General features: G+C 59.9%; 14 protein-coding genes and 3 pseudogenes. 8 read left to right on the top strand and 9 right to left on the bottom strand.

The window, feature by feature from the left end:
- Positions 1-42 precede the first annotated feature (42 nt).
- Entirely contained in the window at positions 43-261 is a 219-nt protein-coding gene (locus AC0L2M_RS14195) for a hypothetical protein (RefSeq protein ID WP_473535174.1), read from the bottom strand.
- 837 nt (positions 262-1,098) lie between these two features.
- Here AC0L2M_RS14195 and AC0L2M_RS14190 point away from each other — a divergent pair.
- A complete protein-coding gene (locus AC0L2M_RS14190) occupies positions 1,099-1,383 on the top strand; it encodes a hypothetical protein (RefSeq protein WP_473535173.1) in 285 nt (94 codons plus the stop codon).
- Between the two features lie 2 nt (positions 1,384-1,385).
- Positions 1,386-2,078 carry a DUF899 domain-containing protein gene (locus AC0L2M_RS14185; RefSeq protein ID WP_473535172.1) on the top strand — a complete coding sequence of 231 codons (693 nt, stop codon included), beginning with the start codon at positions 1,386-1,388 and terminating at the stop codon, positions 2,076-2,078.
- Between the two features lie 191 nt (positions 2,079-2,269).
- Here the strand turns inward: AC0L2M_RS14185 and AC0L2M_RS14180 are convergent, their stop codons facing one another.
- The 5 genes from AC0L2M_RS14180 to AC0L2M_RS14160 all read right to left on the bottom strand — a co-directional run bounded on the left by AC0L2M_RS14180 (position 2,270) and on the right by AC0L2M_RS14160 (position 6,457).
- Positions 2,270-2,713: a hypothetical protein gene (locus AC0L2M_RS14180; RefSeq protein WP_473535171.1), complete on the bottom strand. Its 444-nt coding sequence runs from the start codon at positions 2,711-2,713 to the stop codon at positions 2,270-2,272.
- A 207-nt stretch (positions 2,714-2,920) separates the two neighbouring features.
- A complete protein-coding gene (locus AC0L2M_RS14175) occupies positions 2,921-3,541 on the bottom strand; it encodes a DUF4142 domain-containing protein (protein WP_473535170.1) in 621 nt (206 codons plus the stop codon).
- 36 nt (positions 3,542-3,577) lie between these two features.
- Positions 3,578-4,975 (bottom strand): cytochrome B6, encoded by a 1,398-nt coding sequence (locus tag AC0L2M_RS14170; RefSeq protein WP_473535169.1) that lies wholly within the window; start codon positions 4,973-4,975, stop codon positions 3,578-3,580.
- A 103-nt stretch (positions 4,976-5,078) separates the two neighbouring features.
- Positions 5,079-5,582 (bottom strand): DUF2243 domain-containing protein, encoded by a 504-nt coding sequence (locus AC0L2M_RS14165; RefSeq protein WP_473535168.1) that lies wholly within the window; start codon positions 5,580-5,582, stop codon positions 5,079-5,081.
- Between the two features lie 695 nt (positions 5,583-6,277).
- The gene (locus AC0L2M_RS14160; RefSeq protein WP_027154098.1) at positions 6,278-6,457 is read right to left on the bottom strand and encodes a DUF3606 domain-containing protein; all 180 of its coding nucleotides are present in this window, start codon (positions 6,455-6,457) and stop codon (positions 6,278-6,280) included.
- A 112-nt stretch (positions 6,458-6,569) separates the two neighbouring features.
- Here AC0L2M_RS14160 and AC0L2M_RS14155 point away from each other — a divergent pair, with 112 nt between their 5' ends.
- The 4 genes and pseudogenes from AC0L2M_RS14155 to AC0L2M_RS14140 all read left to right on the top strand — a co-directional run.
- Positions 6,570-6,719 carry a hypothetical protein gene (locus tag AC0L2M_RS14155; RefSeq protein WP_287176796.1) on the top strand — a complete coding sequence of 50 codons (150 nt, stop codon included), beginning with the start codon at positions 6,570-6,572 and terminating at the stop codon, positions 6,717-6,719.
- Between the two features lie 136 nt (positions 6,720-6,855).
- A complete protein-coding gene (locus AC0L2M_RS14150) occupies positions 6,856-7,275 on the top strand; it encodes a DUF983 domain-containing protein (protein WP_287281617.1) in 420 nt (139 codons plus the stop codon).
- Between the two features lie 451 nt (positions 7,276-7,726).
- Positions 7,727-8,182: pseudogene (locus AC0L2M_RS14145) on the top strand (inorganic diphosphatase); the annotation flags it as partial.
- 91 nt (positions 8,183-8,273) lie between these two features.
- A pseudogene (locus AC0L2M_RS14140) lies at positions 8,274-8,471 on the top strand (DUF2934 domain-containing protein); the annotation flags it as partial.
- A gap of 1,049 nt (positions 8,472-9,520) precedes the next feature.
- Here AC0L2M_RS14140 and AC0L2M_RS14135 read toward each other — a convergent pair.
- Positions 9,521-9,663 (bottom strand): annotated as a pseudogene (locus tag AC0L2M_RS14135) (ATPase domain-containing protein); the annotation flags it as partial.
- A 68-nt stretch (positions 9,664-9,731) separates the two neighbouring features.
- Here AC0L2M_RS14135 and AC0L2M_RS14130 point away from each other — a divergent pair.
- Positions 9,732-9,896 (top strand): hypothetical protein, encoded by a 165-nt coding sequence (locus AC0L2M_RS14130; protein ID WP_287244436.1) that lies wholly within the window; start codon positions 9,732-9,734, stop codon positions 9,894-9,896.
- A gap of 351 nt (positions 9,897-10,247) precedes the next feature.
- On the opposite strand, the gene AC0L2M_RS14125 is transcribed toward AC0L2M_RS14130, so the two are convergent.
- On the bottom strand, positions 10,248-11,714 hold the full coding sequence (locus AC0L2M_RS14125; protein WP_473535167.1) for a glycoside hydrolase 5 family protein: 1,467 nt from the start codon (positions 11,712-11,714) through the stop codon (positions 10,248-10,250).
- A gap of 679 nt (positions 11,715-12,393) precedes the next feature.
- Here AC0L2M_RS14125 and AC0L2M_RS14120 point away from each other — a divergent pair.
- Complete coding sequence (locus AC0L2M_RS14120; RefSeq protein ID WP_473535166.1) at positions 12,394-13,542, top strand: glycoside hydrolase family 1 protein; 1,149 nt, start codon at positions 12,394-12,396, stop codon at positions 13,540-13,542.
- Positions 13,543-13,623: 81 nt separating this feature from the next.
- Here the strand turns inward: AC0L2M_RS14120 and glf are convergent, their stop codons facing one another.
- Complete coding sequence (gene glf / locus AC0L2M_RS14115; RefSeq protein WP_473535165.1) at positions 13,624-14,799, bottom strand: UDP-galactopyranose mutase; 1,176 nt, start codon at positions 14,797-14,799, stop codon at positions 13,624-13,626.

Here is a 14,799-nt window from a genome sequence, read left to right as displayed (position 1 = left end):
CTCCCACACGATTTTCCTCCCGGCGCCGCATGACCAAGGTCTCTAACGCGATGGGGCGGAATCCTCATTCCTGTACTCATGAATGAGACCAAGGATTTGCGAGCGGACCAACTCGCGAGCCTCGGGCTGAACGAACGGCATCAACAGTTCGACCCGTTCCTCGACGCTCTCTGGGAGATCCGCAGCAGGATCGACGAGGTCGTTGCCGTGCGCGTAGAGATTTTCCGTCAATTTCTTATCAAGCTCGGAAAAAATGCCCATTGATCTGCTCCAAACCAGCTTCTCTGCTTAATTGAAGGCTGACGAAAATGTTCCCCGGATGATCGATCACAACAGCTGCTTCTCCGGCCGAAGCGCTGGGACTGGTCCAGCTCCACTTGTCCGGGCGGCAAGGAATTCAGGCAGTATCTTAATGTGGGAGAATTAGAGAGACATTTGCGCGAGGTGCGAAAAAGCAACGCCAATACAGCTGATTAGTGACGACATAGGTACTCTCGCAGATGTGGTATTGGCCGTCCGGCGATTCCTGCACACGGTCCCGTGGGATGTTGAAATTATGCGGCAAGTAAGTGTAACCACCGTCTATCCTGGACCGTACCGACGACCGAGGTATGGCGCGGCAATCCGAGCCACCGCAACACTTGAATTTCGTCAGTGGGTCAATCCTGTCCTCGTACCAATCATGGGCGCTGGCGGCAGTTGCGGTGGCGATACACATCGTGAAGACGAGGCTTCGCATGGCGTTCCCCAGGTATTTGGCAGGCGCTGCTCGTTCGAGCGTCCATTGTATATTAGCGTTCCATTAGAAACACCATTGGCCTCCGACCGACCAACGCAGCTCCAGCAAGCGATGCTCGCAACTGGGCGTGGTCTCATTCGTTTCCGTGTCGGCCAGGACGCGGTGAGAATGCGTTGGATTGAGGGCTAAATGCGCGCTCCCGATTATTGCGGTAGGCGATAGCTGCAGGTCCGTTTGTTTGCAGCCCCACATTGAAATCCCGTCACACTTGTAACTCTCACCTCTCCGGCTGCCCGAGATAGCGTCTTTTTATCGAAACCATGGAAACGGCGAATTCGACCGCAGGACCGGAAATTACGATGTTTGCAGCAAAAGAGAAAGCCACTTCGTTGCTCGGGCAGGCGGTCGGTTTTGCCCGCTGGCTCGGGCTCGCCGCCGCACCGACCTTTGCCCTGATGGCCTGGATTTCTACTGTCGGCTCGAGCATGACCATGTGCTCTGCCGCCTCGCTTTTCATGCCGATCAACGACATGGCCCTGATGTACCTGCTGATGAGCCTCTTTCACGTATCGCCGTGGCTGAAGCTCTTTTCCGCCCGTTCGCAGCACTGCAACACTTCCGTCGCCCAAACCCAAGGAGACTGACAATGCAACACGCTGTTGTTTCACGCGATAACTGGCTGACCGCCCGCCGGGACCTGCTGCGAGCGGAGAAGGAACTTACGCATCTTCGCGACAAGGTCGCACGCGAGCGGCTCGCCCTGCCCTGGGTGCGTATCGAGAAGGAATATCTGTTCGACACACCAGATGGTCCGCGTGCGCTCGCCGATCTCTTCGACGGCCGCTCGCAACTTCTCGTGCAACATTTCATGTTCGCGCCGGGATGGAAGGAAGGCTGCCCGAGTTGCTCGTTCATGGCTGATCACACCGACGGCATGAACAAGCATCTGGCGCATCACGATGTAACCATGATCGCCGTCTCGCGCGCGCCGCTTGCCGAGATCGAGCGCTATCGCAGGCGCATGGGCTGGCAGTTCAGATGGGTGTCGTCGAACGGCAGTCCGTTCAACTACGATTTCCGGGTCAGTTTCACGCCCGAAGAGGTCGCCACCGGGCACATCGACTACAACTACGGCGAATGGCGGGAAACCGGCGAGGAATGGCCTGGCCTGAGCGCCTTCTACAAGGATGAGGCTGGCACCGTCTTTCACACCTACTCCACCTTCGGCCGCGGTGTAGAGGTGATGATGGGCACCTACGCCATGCTCGACCTCATGCCCAAGGGGCGCAACGAAGCTGAGGGAATGGACTGGGTGCGCCGCCACGACCGCTACGCGTAGACCCGCGGGGACGTTGGAATGCGTTCACTCGTGAGAACTGCTACCTTCAGGACCGAATCCCGCAAAGCTAGGCTGCGCGCAGTCAGACGATCCCTGCCCGACGGTCTCGAGTAGACCCGAGATGATCTGCAAGGTCTTGACTGAAACTTCCTGCTCGCGGTCAAGCCAGAATGGGATCGGCATTGTAGCCATCAGCCTCGCTTCTTACGAATTTCCGATATCGCCGCCCTTGGGCCGGCGGGCCGACCAAACACTTCGGCGCTTGCGGCTTCGAGCTCGCTCAGAGACCTGGAGAGGGTCGCGCCCCAGACGACATGGACGGCCAGCATCAGAAGATTTCGGTAGAAGGGGTGCCGCCAGGCTGGCGCGAGGATATGGGCAGCGGGAATCCATCCGAGATAGCTGAGCGCCCACACGCCCAGGCCATAAAGGATGCCGTTGCCACGGTGCGTGGGCAGAAGCGCGAAAATCGAGCCGGTCAGGGCTCCAAAGCCGAAATGGGCAAGCAGCGTGCTGGTTCGCGCGCCCTGCTCGTCACCGGCGGTGGCAACGCGCTCGACGATCTCGCGCGGTGGCAAAGGATAACGGTCCCGGTTGTCGAGCAACGGATGAAGGCGCCGCATGGCGATGGTCATCGCCAGCGTGGCCGCAAATCCCGCCAGAGCTCCTGATACGATCCGCTGCAACACCTCCTCCCACGATGATACTGCCAAACGGCAGTCTGGCGCGATTGTTCCGGACTGCCGCTGCGCGCGAGATCGTGGGCGGCCACTCGCCGCAAGGAAACGCGACGAGACTGGCCTAGGGACAATGCAGGAAAAAGTGATGTTGCCGCCGGCGGGCTACTGCTTAGTCGGCGCCGCGGCGGAGTCGGCGATCGCTTGGCTTGCCAGTTCCGCCTTGATGTCGCGCGCCAGTTGCAGATGCTCGAGCACCGTCGGCAAAGTCTCGGAGGCGAAATGCTGAAGGTCGGCATCCTGTCCCGACCCTATCTCCCATTCAAGCAGCTGCACCGTCTTCTGATGATCGGTGATCTGCCCGCTGATATAGGCAATATCAAACCTCGCCCCGTCGAGCTTTTCAAGCTCGGCCCGTTGCCTCTCGTGCTCCTCGTCGAGCCCTTCCGGCAGCGGGATCTTGTTGGTCTCAGCGAGAGATTTCAGTTTCGCGTTCGCCGCCGAGTGGTCGTCGACCATGCGGCCGGCAAATGCCGTGACGGCGGAGTTGTCGGACTTTTTCGCGAGCTTGCCGAATTCGACCTCGGCTGCGCCGCCGGCGGCGGCGAGCTGCGCGAACAGCCGGTCCTGGTAGTTGGTCTGATGAGGCGCCGGCTGTCCCGGCGCCTCCATCCTGGTATCCGGGGCCATGCCGGCCGGGTTTCCGATCTGGGCCAAAAGGGGCGATACCGAGAGAGGCGATGCGCAAAACACCGCCAATCCCAAAGCAGTTGCAAAGACACGCATGAGAACCTCCTTCGAAGCTCGGTCGGCCTGCCACAGTCAAAGCGCGAGCATATAGGCAACGAGGTCGTTCTTTTCGTCCTCGGTGAGCTTGGTGCCGAGCACCAGGTTGAAAAACTCCACCGTATCGGCGAGCGTCATCAGACGGCCGTCATGCAGATACGGCGGCGTGTCCTTTATGCCGCGCAGCGTAAACGTCTTGATCGGTCCGTCCGGCAATTCCACCATGTCGTTGAAGGTCTGCCCCGGTCTATAGAAACGCTCCAGCTTCAGATCGTGCATGTTGTTGTCCATGAACGACGTTTGCGGGACATGGCATTGCGCGCAGCGGCCCTTGCCCATGAACACGCGCTCACCTGCCAGCTCCTGTTCGCTGGCCAAGGCGGGATCGAGCCGGCCGAACGGATCGAGCTTCGGCGCCGGCGGAAAATCGATGATGTTCTGCATCTGCGCCATCATCGCCACCTGGTTTGTACGATCGGGCAGGTGGACGCCCTTCCTGGTGGCGCTGACATGGTCGCCGTTGAAGTATGCGGTGCGCTGCTCGAACTCGGTAAAATCCTCGACCGAGCGCAGCGACCGTTTCGACCCATGGATCTGCTGGTTGAACAGACCGCGCAGGCTGGTCGTGTCAAGACGGAAGCGCGCGGCCTGCGGTCTGACATCGGGCGTCAGATGAAAGGCAGCGTTGGTGTTGAAGTTGGCATGGCAATCGAGGCAGGTTACGCCCAGGCTCTGCGCCGCCACCTTGCGGTCCTCGGTCTGATTGAATTCCTCCTGCGGGAATGGCGTCAGGAGAAGCCGCAGCCCTTCCATCTGAACCGGCGTGATGATGCCGTTCATGATTTCATAGTAGTTGCGGATCGTCAGCAACTCGCCGCGGGAAACGTCGCCCAGTTCCGGATGGGTAGTCAGGAAAATCGGTGACGGGAACTCTGGCGTAAGGTGATCGGGAAGATCGAAATCGACGTCGAAGCGTCGGAGATCACGCCCCTCCTGCCGGCCGATCTCGCGAATTTCTTCTTCCGGAAAAACCTGTCCCCCGGTCGCCTGTTTGACATGCGGCAGCGGCAGAAGACCGTTGGGCAGCAGGTTGCGGTCACGGATCTCGCCAGGGCTCATCTCTGCCAGGCCCTGCCAGGTCTGGCCCTTCGCCAGCTTGACCCGGACGCCGTGCTGGACAGGTTTTGTCCCGCCCGACATCATTGCGCCTGGTATGGGGCGATCCGACAAATCGTATCGCTCCTCCAGCAAAGCCATCTGGCGCGCCATCACGCGCGGCTTCTGCGCTTCGTCATCAGCCTTGACGGCGGAGAATGGACGGGCGGGCAGTGGTCGGTAGGTTGTATCGGGCGGCAGTGGATCCGATAGGGCGCTGAGGCTGGCGGCCGCAACGATAAGAGCGCACGGAATGCCTGCATTCAACACTCTGCGCATTTTTCCCTCCATGGCTGAAGTGCCCCGAACCGCGCTGCGCGTGATTTGTTCCCGCCGCGAGCGCAATCGCGATCGACCAGTTCGTATGCGTACGGTGCCGGAACTAGCGAGGCTCACCTGGCGACTCCCGTTTGCCCCGCCTTGCCAGCGCCAAGCCGCCAATCAGCATCAGCGCACCCCAAATCAGGAACCCGATGTCCCAATAGATCCACTGGTCCTGCGGGACGGTTTCGTTGACATGGTGAATGCCGAGAAGCTGGTGATTGATCACCCCTTCGACCAAATTGAACATCCCGAAGCCCATGAGCATCGTCCCAAGCAACATCTTTCCCGACCACCAGAGATGAGATTTGTGAGCGGTGCGCCAGAGCACGACCAAACCAAGCACGACGAAGATGTAAGTGCAGGCGTGGAACAGGCCATCGAGAAGCGTGTTGAACCGAAGGTCCTCAACACTGTTGGCGGGATAGCCGGCGCTGGTTGCCATATGATGCCACTGCAGCAACTGGTGCAGCACGATTCCATCGAAGAATCCGCCCAGGCCAAGCCCGAGCAGAATACCTGCGGACGTCGGAAATCGGCGATGCTGCGAAGCCGTTGTCGCCATCCCTCGCTCCTTTGGCACCCCCAACTTTGGGCCAGACCATGTGTTCCCTACCCTACCCCGCCTTTGGTATGCGTGGCTCCAGGTCGCAACCACGGCGTAACAATTGTTAGCGCGGGCTCACCGCCTAAACGACTCCAGCGTTTGCGCGCGCCTTCCTCGCGACAGGCTGCATCGCCGGCACCAGACTCCAAGCCTTGGGAGATCACTGAAATCAACATCGGCGCGGATTGTCGACTGCATGGGTGGGGCCGGCTGGACGCGCGGCGAGATCATGCGCTCGCTACCCCGGCTGATCGGTGCCGACAATAAGACCCAAAAGGAAAATGCCAGGCTTGAAGACGAGCTTGCAATCGTTCGCGCCTGACGCGCGGCGGCCGGCAGGCTTGACACGCTACTGTTGCCAAACGCGTACACTTCACAGGTCGCGCGCACTTACACGGCAAGCTGGCGCTTGATAGCCAACTCAGGTGCTGCCGCCCCATCTAAGCGGGAGACTGAAATGGCACAAACCAATCAGAATTTGGAGTATCGGCTCCAAGTGCGATGTCCTGAATATCCCCAGTGCCGATTGCGGTCACACGCCAGACTACTCGTAAGTGAGCTGACCGAGCATGTCGATTTGGATGCGCTGGACTGGCTTGTGCGCAAGTAGGTCGGGCGAGGCTACGTCCGAATCGCGCCGAAGATCGACCCGACTAGTCCTCCTTCTTCAAATCTTCAGCTTCGTCCTTCAGCCGCTGCCAGTCAGCGCCGTGCTTGCGAAGCAATGCCCGCGCTTGTTTGGGCGTCACGCCTGTCACCTCCGCGAGGTGCTCAACTTCTAGTTCTGCACCCTTCTTAACTCGGCTCGCGTCGCTCGTGCTCTTGTCCGCCATCTGTTGCGTCCTCCTTGGCCCAAGGTCGTTGGCAACGAATGTTGAACGTTGTGGTTCCGTCCCTGTGGAACTAACTGCCGGCCGTGTAGTTCTACCGCCGAAGGAGATCTCAATGCTTCGATTCTTAATCAGTCTTGGCGCGCTGTACGCGGCATTTCAAATTGGCCGTGAGTTCGGCCGCACCGAGTCGGAGGTCATCCAGATTCCACCCGACGATCGTCGTGCGACGGGAAATGGGACAGAGTTCGGCGAGCGGACCTAAGGGTTCTGGTAGCCCCCTAAAGCTTGCGCTATCTACGCGACATTGGCGCCAGCAAAACCAGTTACTCCTCGTCGCCGAAATCCAACGAGGACGCGGCCTGCTTCGGAACAACGCCGCGGCGATGTGGTTTTGTAGGATGACCTACAACGAAACGACCAACCCCGTCCTAACCGGTATCAGGGGGCGTTGCCCGCGCTGCCAACAGGGGCATCTGTTCAGCACGTATCTCAAGCTGGCGCGGCGTTGCGAGGTATGCGGATTGAATTTCTCGTTCGCCGATCCGGCTGACGGGCCGGCCTTCTTTTCCATGTCAATTGTGGCATTCCCGGCGCTGGCTTTCGCACTATGGTTTCAGCTCACGTATGAGCCGTCCTATTGGATGCATGCGCTCACAACCTTACCCCTCACCGTTGGCGCGTGTGTTGCATTGCTAAGACCCCTCAAAGGCTGGCTAGTTTGCTCGCAGTACTTCCACAAGGCTGAGGAAGGCTCCATCGACCGAGAATGGCATGCAGCCGAAGCTGAGCGCCAACGGCAGCAGCCGCCGAATACGTGAAGTCTATGAGGCCAAGAAACGTATGTAGAGCTGCCGCACCTTTTGGCCCGCCAAATGCTCCCAACTACCTCGGTTCCTATTCGTCGCTGATACCGGCACAGAACTATGTCGGATATGGCCATGTTCGCCGCGGAGGTGCTTTATATGCAGCTTCACCGCCTCTGGCCCACTGCTTCGCCGGCCGTTTCTTCAACTCTTTGGGCGGTAGACCGGCGTTGTCCTGATCGATAATCGCATTCTCGATCTCAAGCTCACTGGCGGCTTCGAATGAGCAGTGTATTTGCGCGCCCAATCTGCATCGGTTTCCCTGAAGACCAGGGTAGGCACGTTCGGAACAAATCCGCGATCCGCCGCTTGGAGAACTCTGGAGCCATCGGCATGGGCTCGCGAGGACCAAACGTGGCGAATTATCTGACACTGCCTACGACTACATCGAAGGATCGGATCAAGGGTGGTCGTGGAAACGCCGCGTGGTACCGAAGCAAAGTTGACGTACAAACCCAAGAAGAAGCTGTTCGAGTATACGCGGCCGCTTCCAGCGGGCCTAGCCTACCCCTACGACTGGAGCTTTCTGCCTTCTACACTGGGCGATGATGGCGATGCGATCGACGGTCTGGTTATCCATGAGGCAGCCAGCGCTCCCGGTGTTGTCATCAAATGCGATCTGCTGGCGGCCCTTCGTGTCATGCGGACGGAGAACGCCGAGACCGTGAGAAACGATCGCTATGTATTTTGCCCGCACAGGCAAGATGCGCATAGCGGGTCTCTCCTTGGCGAGAATGTTCCGGATCGGTTGCGATCCGAGATTGAGCAGTTTTTCCTCGCGTCAGTGTCCGGCACCGACAAGCAGATCGAATTCGAAGGGCGGCACGATTCCAGCCAAGCTCTCCGGAACATCCATCGGGCCATGAGAACTTTCGAGCGGAAACAGCGAGCGGCCCAATATGAGAGGAATGTAGGCTTGAGAACACAGGCTGCCTGGGCGCCGGTGGCGGGCATTTGCGCCGCCCCTTACCGCAGACAATGCTCTCCCGGAAACTCGCGAGATCGCCAGCTCAGACCTTTTGACCGTCGAGGCTCTGGCAATGCGAACGGGCATAAGCAGTGACCAGGCACAAGAACTGATCGATAGGCTTGGCAATGATCGCGCGGCCATCGAGGAAGCCGCGCGGAGCCTTAAGGCGGCGGGAGGGTGACCTCAGCAGCCAATCCCTGTTATCTCACGGCTCGGAATGTTCGCCGCGCCTTATTCGTCTTGTAGGTAAGCCCAGTTGGTGCCTCAATCGGCGCCGGTCCAAATAAAAAGGACAACAGCCAACCAGGCCACAGGTGGCAAACACCACGACCACCCGGTCCGGCCGCGGGCGGACCATTTCGAGTATTGTCCAGTGTGCGGACAAGACTTCGAGAAGCGCGACCTGGGCCAGCTGGGTCATCGTGCTAAGATCGAGCGCCAGTTGCTGCAGCCTGTGAATTAAACTGCGCCTTGCGGAGACCGCCAGGAATGAGTGGAAAGCGCCAGGTGCAGCGTGCCTACTACGACTTCTTCGAATTCCTCTTCGGTGCCGGTGCCCCAGAAAGAGCGGTTTCAGTCCTCAGTCGTCGTTCCCGGAGCCGAGCTGTCTTTGCATCTCGTGCCGCGCGCTCGACCTCGATCAATTCCCGCGCAGCATCCGTCGTACGCTCCTTTCTGTCTCGTTTTTCCTTTTCAGTGAATGCTTGCCTTTGCCGCATTGTTCTCCCCGATCTGACAGCACAGCGCTGTGTTGCCGCACCGAACCATCGTCGCCAGATCGGATTCCACCCGCACAGCAAAAAGGTTGCCATATCCTTCGGCACGGCGGACTGCATCACATCGCCAACGACCGCGCCCCGAGGGAATGGGAAGGACGCGGGCTGATCGGAGAGGGTTCAGCACTAGGTCAAAGTGTGCCCGACCCGAACGCATTTGGCTCGGCCGGGTCCCCGAACGAAAGACAAACCGCCTGCTAACAAGCCCCGTCCAACGGTCGTCTCGCAAAGAAGCTCTACTCGTCCGCCCTTCTGCCATGTAATTTGCAACAATCCGAGACGCGAGCACTTCACGTCGTTTTCCAGATTGAGCCTCGACCCTTTGGCCGGTCGAACATGCGGCTCAGTAGCGCCATTCGGAGGGGCGGGACGCACCCCTCCTTTAGCTTGTCGGTATCGCCACGACACCTGCGCCCTGCCCACCGCCAGAACCTGCCCTCGGTCTATTCAGCCAAGCCTCCTCGACCGTCTCCCCGAATTCCAGGTCGGAAGAATGGACGAGGTCAGCAACCGGGAGCGATCACGGCTGAGTTCTGGAGGAACGAGTTCCAGAACTTCTATCCCGTCCAGACTCCAGCCGTGCCTGCCTGCCACAGCGGCGCTTGGCCTGCCGTTCAGGAACAACAACGCCCAAGCGAAGTTTGGTGGTCCAGGAGGTAACGACAATGCGCATACTGACAACATTCTTTGGATACTTGTGGCGCTCGAACAGCAAGTCGCCGCCCGACCTTGCGCCGCCCGTCGACGCGATTGTTCGGCTGCTGAAAGAAAAGCAAAAACTCCCTACAAAGAAAGGACTTGGTCGACCAGATCAGACTACTGGCGGCTGACCGCGCTGCGACGCAGGATGTGGCGACGGGGCAGACGGCATCACCCGTCACCCTCTGTAGCTTGGGGGACGGATCGGCATCATGCCCGGCTATCGACGGCGACGCCGAGAGAAGCAGATCAGGTTCGCGCCACTTAGCCACCGCTCAATTCCGGCTGGCAGGTCACATGTCTTTACGCGCAAGGCCGCGCGCAGCCTCAAGAAGCCGCTGCGGTCACCGAAATCCTGAGGTTGCCGGCGGCTCGACCGTGCGGGCGGTTACAGAGGAGTGTTGCGATGTCGAGCCCATCACCGGCTACACGGTTCCAAAGCCCCGGTCACTGAAAATCGGCATCGGCGCGAAGTTGCCTCCCTAGATCCGGCGGATGGCAAGGGCGACATCGGCGGAGAACGGCGGCAAATCAAGCTTCAGCCAGCCGTCCGAATTCGCTTGCCATTCCGCTGTTTGCCTGCCGGCCGCGGTGTCCCAGGCGATGACGCGATAGGTGCCGCGAGCCAACCCGGGCAGCTCCAGGACGGCAGGAATGGGCGCAGTGCCGGCACGCAGCATGCCATTTCGCCCGATCGTGTCGCTGCGAACCAGCCAGACCACTGCCTGGGAATCGTCGCCGCAGGCGACCGGCGCGATGTCGGGACCGGAAATCCGCATCTTGTCGCCGAGATGGACACGCCGGAACGAAACCCAATCTATCAGAGGCAGGAAGTCGGCCAGCGAACGCTGCGCCCGCCGCATTCCGGGGGTGAGCACGTGCGGGGAGCGGTTCGGCCACCGCATGCCGCCACCGGCACCCCCCGAAGCCAGGTGAGCCCATTGCAGATGGCGGAAGTATTCATCGTCGAAGGGTTCGGGGAGCGTGATCTTCTTGTCCTTGAACGAGTGGATCGGGCCGTGCTCGGAATCGAGAAAAGGGCGACCGTCATGAATTTCACCAAGCGCCTCTCCGACGATCCGCGCCATGCCGAGCGCTGGCGCCACCGTGTCACTGGGGTCGTCGATCGTGCCCTCCTCGTAGAGATGGAGGGAGGCGAAGTCGAGGTCGGGGTGGCGGAAGATCGGCCCGGGCAGCGGCATGTGAGGCCGCCAGCGAAGCTCAGGTCCGAAAAGCGAGACGGTCTGCGGGTGAGAGCGACCGTAAAGTGACGTTTCCAGCCGGCGCACAAAATCGCTGACATCATGGATGAAGGCGCCGAATCCATCCGCGCTGCCCTGAGCCTGCTCGGGATGGATCTCGTTCCAGAGGTCCCATGCGAAGAAGGCTCCGCTGCCGCTCCATCTGCGAACCACGAATTCCAGCCTTGCCTTGATCGCGCGGCGCGTCTCGGCGCAGACCAGGAATCGCGACGGGTGGTCCAGCACGCCTCCGTTATTGCGGTTGTAGGGGTGGTGGCGCCAATGGAGCCACTGCCAGAACGTATCAAAGGGAGTGAGCAGGATTCTTAAGCCCTGCTTTTCGCAAAGACGAAAGAGGTCGTCCCACAATTGCACCATCGCCGGCACGAAGCGGCCCTGCGGCTTCTCGAAGTAGCGGTGGCGAACCTGGGCATATTCCAGCATCAGCCTGAGGCATGTGACGCCGCTTTCCTTCAGCCAACGGAGATGATTTTCCACGCCGGCCATATCGGCGCGCCGGAACAGGCCATTGAGTTCGGGCCAGCTTACCGCATCATTCTGCCCGATCGGCGTCCATGCCTCGCCGTCCTCGGTGGCGAAATAGGAACCGGCTAACTTAATCCAAGGCAGGCCGGCAGCCGGTCTCGGCGCAGAGTCTCCCACTTCCCCGACCAGCGGTATCGCCAATCTAATATCGTTCAAAGGCATGCCCCGAATTTCGTCGCCGGAGCGGTATAACTGCCGCGGTGGCAAAATGTTTCGCCAGGCTTGGCAGGCCGATGATCTTTACCCCCATCTTGGGTACAACGATGCCCTGTCTCGACGCCGCGGCGCCCTGCCTCAAGAGCGGCGCGGAGCTGGTGATGTCGACCGATCACCAGAGAAGTTGCAGGCGGAACCCTCGCTGCGGACATGACGAGGGAGCGGAATTGTCGTGCGTCGCTTCGTCGACAAGGGCAGAAATGCCAGGTTGGCGGGTCGCCTGCCCGACCAGAAAAACTTTAGCCGAAGGGGAACCTAACGGTCGCAGGCAAGTTCGGTAGGCCGTGTGGGGGAGATTGCGCGTGTCGTTGCATCTCATCGGCTTTATAGTTGTCGTGCGTGCGATCTTCTCCTTCCTCGGATTCCATCATCAAGCCCGACAACGATTGGCGAGGCGCGGCTTCAGAGCGACAGTCTGTCATCCGGAGGTCAACGTCTGCTCACCGACAACACCTGGACTCGGCTCCGCTCACGCTCGCTTGGTCAACTTTCGACGCTTGCACGGCATGTACCGCTCAGGGGACGACGTGATGGAGGCCCGAAAGCAATTGTGGCGGTCGAGAATGGCAATGGCCGGTCGCCTGGCGGGAGCGTCGGCGCGAGCCTTGGCCGACGGGTCGCACGTATGAGCAGCGATCCGGCGCGTCCGCCAGGCGAGTACCGGTCCGCGTTTGCCAGCTTCTTCATGGCTGGTTTCGAGTGTTCATCCCATCGGCGCGGCGACGGAGTGCGCCTCGATTTGATCCGCGCGACCGCACACGACACGCACGCCCTCGGCGACTATCGCAGTTGTGCTGCCCTTGGGCTTCGCACGATTCGCGACGGCTTGCGCTGGCACCTGATTGAGACAGCGCCAGGAGTTTTCGATTGGTCGGGTTGGATATCGATGATCGAAGCAGCTCAGGCCGCCGGGGTGCAGGTCATCTGGGATATCTTTCACTACGGCTCGCCGGATCATGTCGACCAGGGTGGCTCAGGCTTCACCGAGGCCTATGTGCGATTCGCCGCTGAGGCTGTCCGGGTTCACCGCTCCGTTGCCGGGACAGCTCCCCTAGTATGTCCCATCAATGAAATCTCGTTCTTCGCATGGGCGATAGAGGTCGGCTATTTCCCGCGCGTGGGGCCGAAGAAGCGGGGATGGTTCAAGCGGCAGCTTGTGAGGGCAGCGGTTGCGGGCGTCAAAGCCATGCGGGATGCCGAACCTGATTGCAGGTTCATCTGGGCTGAACCGCTAATCCACGTCGCTCCTCGCGACCGCACTCGCGCCGAGCAGCGGCGCGCAGAAAATGTTCGTCAGGGCCAGTTTGAAGCCTATGACATGCTGACGGGCCGTGCCGAGCCCGAACTGGGCGGCAGCGAGGACTGTGTCGACGTCATCGGGCTCAACTTTTATCCGCACAATCAATGGTACTTTCAGGGGCCAACGATACCGATGGGTCACCACGAATACCGGGCACTTTCGGACATGTTGGTCGAGGTCGCTGAGCGCTACAGGAAACCTATGTTTATCGCCGAGACGGGTGCTGAAGGGTCAGGCCGGCCGGCATGGCTCCATTATGTTTGCGATGAGATCCGTGACGCGATGAGCCTTGGTGCGCCGATTCAGGGCATATGCCTTTACCCGGTGACCGCGTATCCCGGCTGGGACAATTCGCGCCACGCGGAAGTCGGCTTATTCTCCACGATTCATGCCGACGGTTCGCGCAGTCTTCGCCAGCCGGTCGCCAATGAATTGGAGCGCCAACGCACATTGTTCTCGGCGGGTGTTTCGTAGCCGTCGAAAAAAGGCGCGCGACCATTGGCGACTTTCGCGGCGGATCACGGCAAGGCACGACTTGGCTACCACTATCCGAGATCAGTATAGATGTTCGCCGCGAGCCGTGCCCGACGAATCGAGCATCGCTCGGTGCGTTGGCATCTGCGCCACGCCATTTGCCGGCAGGCTTTGTTGAATGCGCGCGAACGTCGCCAACGCTTGACCGACGACCTGATCCATATTGTAGTAGCGGTACGTGGCTAGGCGCCCGACGAACCACACGTCGGGGCACGCCGCTGCCAGTGCTTGATAGCGTTTGTACAGCGCCTCGTTTTCCGCCCGCGGCACCGGGTAATAGGGATCGCCGATATCGGTTGGATATTCGTAAGTCAGGCTGGTCTTCGGGCTCTGCTGACCGGTCAGATGCTTGTACTCGGTAATGCGGGTATAGTTTTCCGTCTGCGGATAGTTGACAACGGCGACCGGCTGAAACTGCTCGCAATCAAGCGTCACGTGTTCGAACCGCAGTGACCGATAAGGCAGACGACCAAGGCTCCAGTCGAAATATTCATCGATCGGCCCGGTGTAGATCATCCGCTGAAAGGGGATCGTGTCGCGAATTTCGCGATAATCGGTTTGCAGCATGATCTTGATCTTTGGCTTGTCCAGCATGCGCTGGAACATGCGTGTATACCCGCCAGCCGGCATATTCTGGAAGATGTCGCCAAAGTAGCGGTCATCGCGGTTGGTCCGGGTAGGGACCCGCGCCGTCACCGACTTGCTCAACTGGGCCGGATCGACACCCCACTGCTTCCTTGTATAGCCGCGAAAGAATTTTTCGTAGAGTTCCCTGCCAACGGTGCTCACAACTACGTCTTCAGCTGTCCGGACTTCCTCGACCGTTTCTCGCCGGGATGCGAAGAACTCCTCCAACTGCTCGGGCGTCAATTCAAGATCGTACAGACGATTGATCGTGTCGAGGTTGATCGGTATCGGCAGCAGTTTTCCGTCGACCGAAGACAGTACGCGATGTTCGTAAGGCCTCCATTCGGTGAACTGCGAGAGGTAGTCTATGATCGATTGGGCGTTGGTGTGGAATATATGCGGCCCATAGCGGTGGACCAGAATTCCAGCTTCGTCGTAACAGTCATAAGCGTTGCCGCCGATGTGATTTCGCCGGTCGATGAGCAGGACGCTTTCCTGCCGTTGCGATGCGATGCATTCGGCGAGCACGCTGCCAGCGAAGCCGGCGCCGACAATCAACCAATCGAACAT

This window comes from Mesorhizobium sp. WSM4806, assembly GCF_055811635.1.
The sequence above is the reverse complement of the archived record's forward strand: the minus strand, read 5'-3'. Positions and strand labels throughout refer to the sequence as shown.

What these genes read in the sequence shown, in the direction of transcription:
- AC0L2M_RS14195 (WP_473535174.1), bottom strand. Translation starts at nt 261, where the DNA reads ATGGGCATTTTTTCCGAGCTTGATAAGAAATTGACGGAAAATCTCTAC.
- AC0L2M_RS14190 (WP_473535173.1), top strand. Translation starts at nt 1,099, where the DNA reads ATGTTTGCAGCAAAAGAGAAAGCCACTTCGTTGCTCGGGCAGGCGGTC.
- AC0L2M_RS14185 (WP_473535172.1), top strand. Translation starts at nt 1,386, where the DNA reads ATGCAACACGCTGTTGTTTCACGCGATAACTGGCTGACCGCCCGCCGG.
- AC0L2M_RS14180 (WP_473535171.1), bottom strand. Translation starts at nt 2,713, where the DNA reads ATGACCATCGCCATGCGGCGCCTTCATCCGTTGCTCGACAACCGGGAC.
- AC0L2M_RS14175 (WP_473535170.1), bottom strand. Translation starts at nt 3,541, where the DNA reads ATGCGTGTCTTTGCAACTGCTTTGGGATTGGCGGTGTTTTGCGCATCG.
- AC0L2M_RS14170 (WP_473535169.1), bottom strand. Translation starts at nt 4,975, where the DNA reads ATGCGCAGAGTGTTGAATGCAGGCATTCCGTGCGCTCTTATCGTTGCG.
- AC0L2M_RS14165 (WP_473535168.1), bottom strand. Translation starts at nt 5,582, where the DNA reads ATGGCGACAACGGCTTCGCAGCATCGCCGATTTCCGACGTCCGCAGGT.
- AC0L2M_RS14160 (WP_027154098.1), bottom strand. Translation starts at nt 6,457, where the DNA reads ATGGCGGACAAGAGCACGAGCGACGCGAGCCGAGTTAAGAAGGGTGCA.
- AC0L2M_RS14155 (WP_287176796.1), top strand. Translation starts at nt 6,570, where the DNA reads ATGCTTCGATTCTTAATCAGTCTTGGCGCGCTGTACGCGGCATTTCAA.
- AC0L2M_RS14150 (WP_287281617.1), top strand. Translation starts at nt 6,856, where the DNA reads ATGACCTACAACGAAACGACCAACCCCGTCCTAACCGGTATCAGGGGG.
- AC0L2M_RS14130 (WP_287244436.1), top strand. Translation starts at nt 9,732, where the DNA reads ATGCGCATACTGACAACATTCTTTGGATACTTGTGGCGCTCGAACAGC.
- AC0L2M_RS14125 (WP_473535167.1), bottom strand. Translation starts at nt 11,714, where the DNA reads ATGCCTTTGAACGATATTAGATTGGCGATACCGCTGGTCGGGGAAGTG.
- AC0L2M_RS14120 (WP_473535166.1), top strand. Translation starts at nt 12,394, where the DNA reads ATGAGCAGCGATCCGGCGCGTCCGCCAGGCGAGTACCGGTCCGCGTTT.
- glf (WP_473535165.1), bottom strand. Translation starts at nt 14,799, where the DNA reads ATGTTCGATTGGTTGATTGTCGGCGCCGGCTTCGCTGGCAGCGTGCTC.